The organism is Methylomonas sp. BG-2 (assembly GCF_057766305.1).
In genome coordinates, this window is record NZ_JBYMAP010000254.1 from 1 (window position 1) to 5491 (window position 5491).

Genomic DNA, 5491 nt, shown 5'->3' on the forward strand with positions numbered 1-5491 from the left:
TACAAAACCACTTTTCCTTGAGTTTTCAGACAAATTTAAATTATCTGAAAATATTTCACTGACTGACATGCTAGGTGTAGCACGCCATTCCAAAGCAAACGAATCGCGAGCGCTTATAGCACCGAAACTGATCAGTAAAGGAATATATAGAAGTTTTAAGGAATTAAAACGGTAGGATCTATTACTGCTGTCCATACTTACCGTAGCTATAATTGTGCCCGTATATATCCATCTCACGCCTAGTCTTATTCAAAAGTGTCATCACGACATCACAGTTACTCAGTTTTGTAACCGCTTCGTTAACAACACTTTGAGGGGTCACTTCAGCAGCTATCACCAAAACAACCTGCCCAACCAACTCAGCCAGTATCTGAGCTTGAGTAGCCACTAACAAGGGAGGGGAATCGAAAATTACGATCCTATCTTTATATCTACGACTAACCTCCTCCGCAAAAAGATACATCCTTTGACTGGATAACAACTCTGTGGAATATTTATGACGTTTGCCGGCGGTAATCAAACTAAGATTAGGCAAGTCAGTCTTTAACAAGATATCTGGAAAGGTTATGCTATCGTCTTCTAAATATTCGATCAGTCCCAGTGAACTTTGCACACCCAGTTCCTTTGCGATACTAGGCTTCTCCACATCGGCATCAATCAATAAAACTTTTTTATCTCGTTCATTCGCCAAACTAAGAGCCAGGTTAATTGAAATAAAAGTCTTTCCCTCGCTAGGCAAGCTACTGCATATTAGAATCAAATTTGGCCGACTAATACCGTTACTATCCCCGCCTTGGACATTATTCACCAAAGGACGTTTTATAACGCGAAACTCTTCAGCCAATTGTGATTTAGCATCATTGTTATCGATATACCCCCTCTCTGCCAACCCCTTCCAATCAAGATTAACCTGCCTCTCGGGACCTTGCCCACTGATCGACTCTACTAACGTCAAATCGTCAGGGGTCGCTGCAGCGTACGGATCGGAATTCCTATTTGGTGGGGCCTGATCACCATCCAAAACCAAGCCCTGTTTCCCTGCTTTCTTGAGCGCATTTTCGATAATGCTCATAAATATACCTGTAAATTATTCAAACTATTTTAATAGCTCGAATATCATTATCCCAAGATAGCTTGAAATAAAGATCAAAAATGTAGCAATCAACACCCAGTCGACATTATTGGACTGATTTATGCCTTGAGTAGTTAGGGAAACACTCCCCAATGACGGCAATCCTGTTACCAAGCGAACTTGCCTGGATGACATAAATACTGGTCGAATAAAATAAATTAAAAACGCTACGCCGAAGCCCGCCACCACAGATACCACCAAAACCAGCGAGTAGAACAACTTTCTATTCGGAAAGCTCGGCTTATCAGGCTTGCTAGGGGGATCGGCAATTTTAAATTTTAGCCTAGAAGTCTGGTCATCAACGCGCTCGGTAATATGAGCCTGCTCACGACGCTCCAACAATTCGGAATACTTGTGACTGATTGTCTCGTAATCACGATTCAAATTTTTCATTTCGGTTTCAATTGTAAGACGCTCATTAAGACCTTCTTGCAATTTATTAATTCTTGCCTGGATCGAGTCGACAAGCGCTTGGTTGGACGCTACCTCTGCAGCAGCGTTATCCAAACCCATTTTTAAGGCTTGAACATATGGGTTTGCCATCTTATCAGCCCCTAAAGCAACTTCTCCCACCCCAGGATCTTCAACCGGCGCTTTTGCTACCTTTGCCTCTTCGTCTTGCTTCTTGAGTTGCTCAATTAGCTTATCAATTTCAAGTATCTCTGGATGCCTCTCGGTATATTTCAGGAGCAGCTCCGTTCGTTTATTTTTTAAAGACTCGATTCTAGCATTATCAGCTGAAACCTCTTGACTCGCAGTAGGCATACCCCAATCTTCATCCGAATCTTGAACATCAACCACCTGCTCTGCAAGTACGTTTTTCCGTGAAACTGACTGTTGCAAAGCCGTATTCGCTTCTTGCAATTGTTCCTTCAACTTTTGCAACATTTGGAATTGATCGGACTCATTTAGCAAATCTAAGTTTACTCTCTTAAATTCTTCCTTAGCCTTTTCAGCATCTTGCAACCGTATTTCGTAGTCACGAATTTGCTGTTCGATAAACCGCTGAGCATCACTAGCATCAGCCATAGCCTTGCCTTCGGTTTGTTCTGAAAAAACGGTCAAAACAGCCTGAACAACGCTTTTAGCAACTTCAGGATCCTGGGACGTGTATGCGATATCGAAGATATCCCCTCGACCACCAGTTATCGTGATATCTTTTTTAAGATTTTCAATGAGCTCGGTAGCCGCCGCCGATTCGTTTTCCGAACGCGACAATTGAGATAACTCAATAATTTTCTCCAAATTAGGCCGAGTAAACATAAGTTGCTGAATAATTCGAATTAATGCTGAGATATCAGGCTCAACCACCATCCCTCGCATCAATGGGCGAATAACAGTGGCCGAGTCGATATGGACTTTTGCCTTGGATTCGAATTTGTCCGGCATGAAAAAAACGTATGCCCAAGCGACCAAAGAAACAAACAAAGCGAGTATAATGGCTAAACGCTTATACTTTAATGTCCCTTTCAAATAAAAATATACTTCTGAAAGTTCTTGTTGCATATCAAACTGCCATGACTAGTAATAAAAATCAAACATTTCCGGAGAGCTAAAAATAAGCGTCCGGGATTATCAATATGTCCCCAGGCATCATCAAAACGTTGGCGGATAAATCTGCGTCATCAATTAGGTCGTCGATCCTAACCCCGTAGGATTTCAACTCTCCATTAAAGTTACGAATGACAGTTGATCTATTGCCGTCGGCATATTGGTTAAGTCCGATTTGAATAACAACATCCAGCAAACTCATTCCTCTCTCGTAAGGAATTGTTTTACCTTGATATCGCCCAATACCACCACCGGCTCCTCCAGCTCCACCACCGGAACCACCTCCGCCAGAAGAACCACCACCGATTCTGCCGATCACTCGAATTTGTTGGGTATTGACTCCCTTGAAACCCGAAACCATAACGACTACTTGCGGGCTTTTCACGTAAGTTGCCAAAACTTTTTCAATTTCTCGTGCAAGTTCAAACGGTGTTTTACCGTTCGCCAACAGCTCCTCAACCAAAGGAACTGTGATTTTACCGTCAGGCCTTACAACCGCAGAAGTCGACAACTCAGGGTTACCCCAAACAAAAATATTAACGCTATCCCCTGGCCCGATTTGGTAAGTGTAATCAGAAGCCTGCTGAACATCCTCCAACATCTGCTGAGAACATCCGGCATTGATAAGCAGCAAAACAGCAAATCCAACAATATTGAAAAACCTATTCATTTCAGCGCCCGAAAGTTTCCATTATTTATGTTCTAGTTCACTCAAAATTTTTCTAGCTTCGTTTTTTCCAGCAAACTCCCTTCCTGATTTCTCGGACAGCGCAATGGCTTGCTTCAGTTCAGATATTGCTGTTGCTTTATTACCAGCTTTGGCGTGCGCGACACCTAAATGATATCTTAGTTCAGGCATCTTGGACTCCTTTAAAACCAATTGCCCAAGCAATTGCAATCCGAGATCGATTTTCCCTGCTTTAACCAATGACCATGCATAAGTGTCTTTAAAATACGTATTTTCAACATCTTTTAACTTCTCGGCAAGTTTAACGCCCCTGTTCACTTCCTCGGAGTTATTCGATTCAATTAGGAGAGAAGCCAAATTATTCAACACCATAACCGAATCTGGATATTTTTCCAACAGCTTACTATAAAGTTGTTTTGCACTTTCAAAATCCTTAAGTTGCTCATAAACAGCACCTAGCGACATGGACAGTTGAATATTATCAGCATTGGCATCCAAACCTTTTAAGAGGATATCTTTTGCAATTGCAATGTCTTTGCGCGTGGACGCCTCTATTCTTGCCAAGGACTGGTACAGGGGCACAGCGTTCGGATACATCTTCAATTGCTCGTTTATAAAGTTTTTCGCTTTAGCCGAGTCATTGTTGGCGACATAAAAATTGGATAAAACACTTGCAATCGCAATGTTACCTAAATGTTTTGAATAGTGATCCTCCAAAAAATCTTGCGCATTTTTTGGCTCGTTCAGTGCAACATAGACCTTCACCAAGTTAATCATCGAGTTGAGATGATCGGGAGACTCAAGTAACACTGCCTTATAGAGTTCCCCCGCAGATTGAAATTGTTTTTTTCCTTGCATCACCGTTGCCTGCAAGTAGAGCGGAATTACTTTATTCTTGGAAAGTAACGCAATACGTTGAACGACTTCCTGTGCTTCATCTAGGCGCCCTTCCGCCACATCTGCTTCCACCTTGGCAACCAGGAATAGAATTTGATTCGGCTTGGCTTTCAGCGCTTTTTCTAAGTAGTGCTTAGCAGTATCTCTCTGCCCTGCGTTCATATATTCTTCATACACCGGAAAAAAAGCCGCAACATTGGCAGGGTTGATATCAAGCGCCAATTTAAAGTTCCGATCCGCCTGCTTTCGATCGCTTTTGATTGCGTATGCTTGACCAAGCAACTGGTATGCGGAGTCCGCATCCTTTTTTTCCCAAACCAGCTTGTTTAAGAACTCCAAAGCTTCATCGACTTTGTTTTCCGCAAGCAAGAGCCTGCCACGTAACAACTTAGCTTCATAGAAATCGGGTTTTACAGCCAATACTTCGCTCACCGCTGTATCTACTTCGTCATAGCGCTTTTCTCCTAGCGCCATCTCAGCTATCACAATTTTTGCAGACAAACCTAGGTCACTATTTTTCTCAGCTACGAGCACGCCTCTCAAACCATCTAGCCCGGCATCCCTAAATCCAGAGGCAATCATCCATTTAGACAATTCAAAGACAGTGTTTTGATCGCTTTTCGCTACGTCGGACATTACGGTGTACTCAGAAACAACTCTGTCCTTTGCCTTTGCATTTAAAAACTCTAGTAACACAATTTTCGGTTCTATCTTGTCTTTAGAAGCCTCTACAACCTGCCTAAGAGCGTTTTCCGCCTTATCAAGCTTTCCCGTCATGGAATACATTGAGGCCAGGGTTATCTTGAAGTTATCGACATCCGGGTATAAAGCCACCAACGACTCATATTCGGCAACCACTTTTTCAATATTGTTGCGCGCGGAATAGGCTTTAATGCGCAGTAATCTGAGCGGTAAATTCTCGGGTTTTACCGCTAAGGCTTTTTCAACAATTGACAATACTGAATCAATATCCCCCTTCTCGAACGCAAGAGCAGCGCTTAGAGACAGTGCATCTGGGTTTTCTGGAGCCGACTTTAATACCGACTCAACAGTCTCGGTAGCGTCTTTGTATTTCCCTTCACGGACAAACGAAGATGCGAGTATAATCTGAGCTTCAACATCTGTCGGCTGTCTTTGTAAGACAAAGTTAGCTTGCTCCCTCGCCTTATCAATCTCTCCATATATTAAACTTAATTTTCCAAGTTTTAACCTTGCCGAGGTCA

4 protein-coding genes are annotated in these 5491 nt (G+C 42.6%); all 4 read right to left on the minus strand.

The genetic code is table 11. The features are described 5' to 3' along the window. Positions 1 to 181: 181 nt before the first annotated feature. Entirely contained in the window at positions 182 to 1072 is an 891-nt protein-coding gene (locus AC3B8H_RS17920; protein WP_488442909.1) for an XrtA-associated tyrosine autokinase, read from the minus strand. A 24-nt stretch (positions 1073 to 1096) separates the two neighbouring features. Next, a complete protein-coding gene (locus AC3B8H_RS17925) occupies positions 1097 to 2638 on the minus strand; it encodes an XrtA system polysaccharide chain length determinant (RefSeq protein ID WP_488442910.1) in 1542 nt (513 codons plus the stop codon). Between the two features lie 46 nt (positions 2639 to 2684). After that, the gene (locus AC3B8H_RS17930; RefSeq protein WP_488442911.1) at positions 2685 to 3353 is read right to left on the minus strand and encodes a polysaccharide biosynthesis/export family protein; all 669 of its coding nucleotides are present in this window, start codon (positions 3351 to 3353) and stop codon (positions 2685 to 2687) included. A gap of 21 nt (positions 3354 to 3374) precedes the next feature. Then, positions 3375 to 5491 (minus strand): tetratricopeptide repeat protein (locus AC3B8H_RS17935; protein ID WP_488442912.1); only part of this gene is annotated, 2117 nt, incomplete at its 5' end.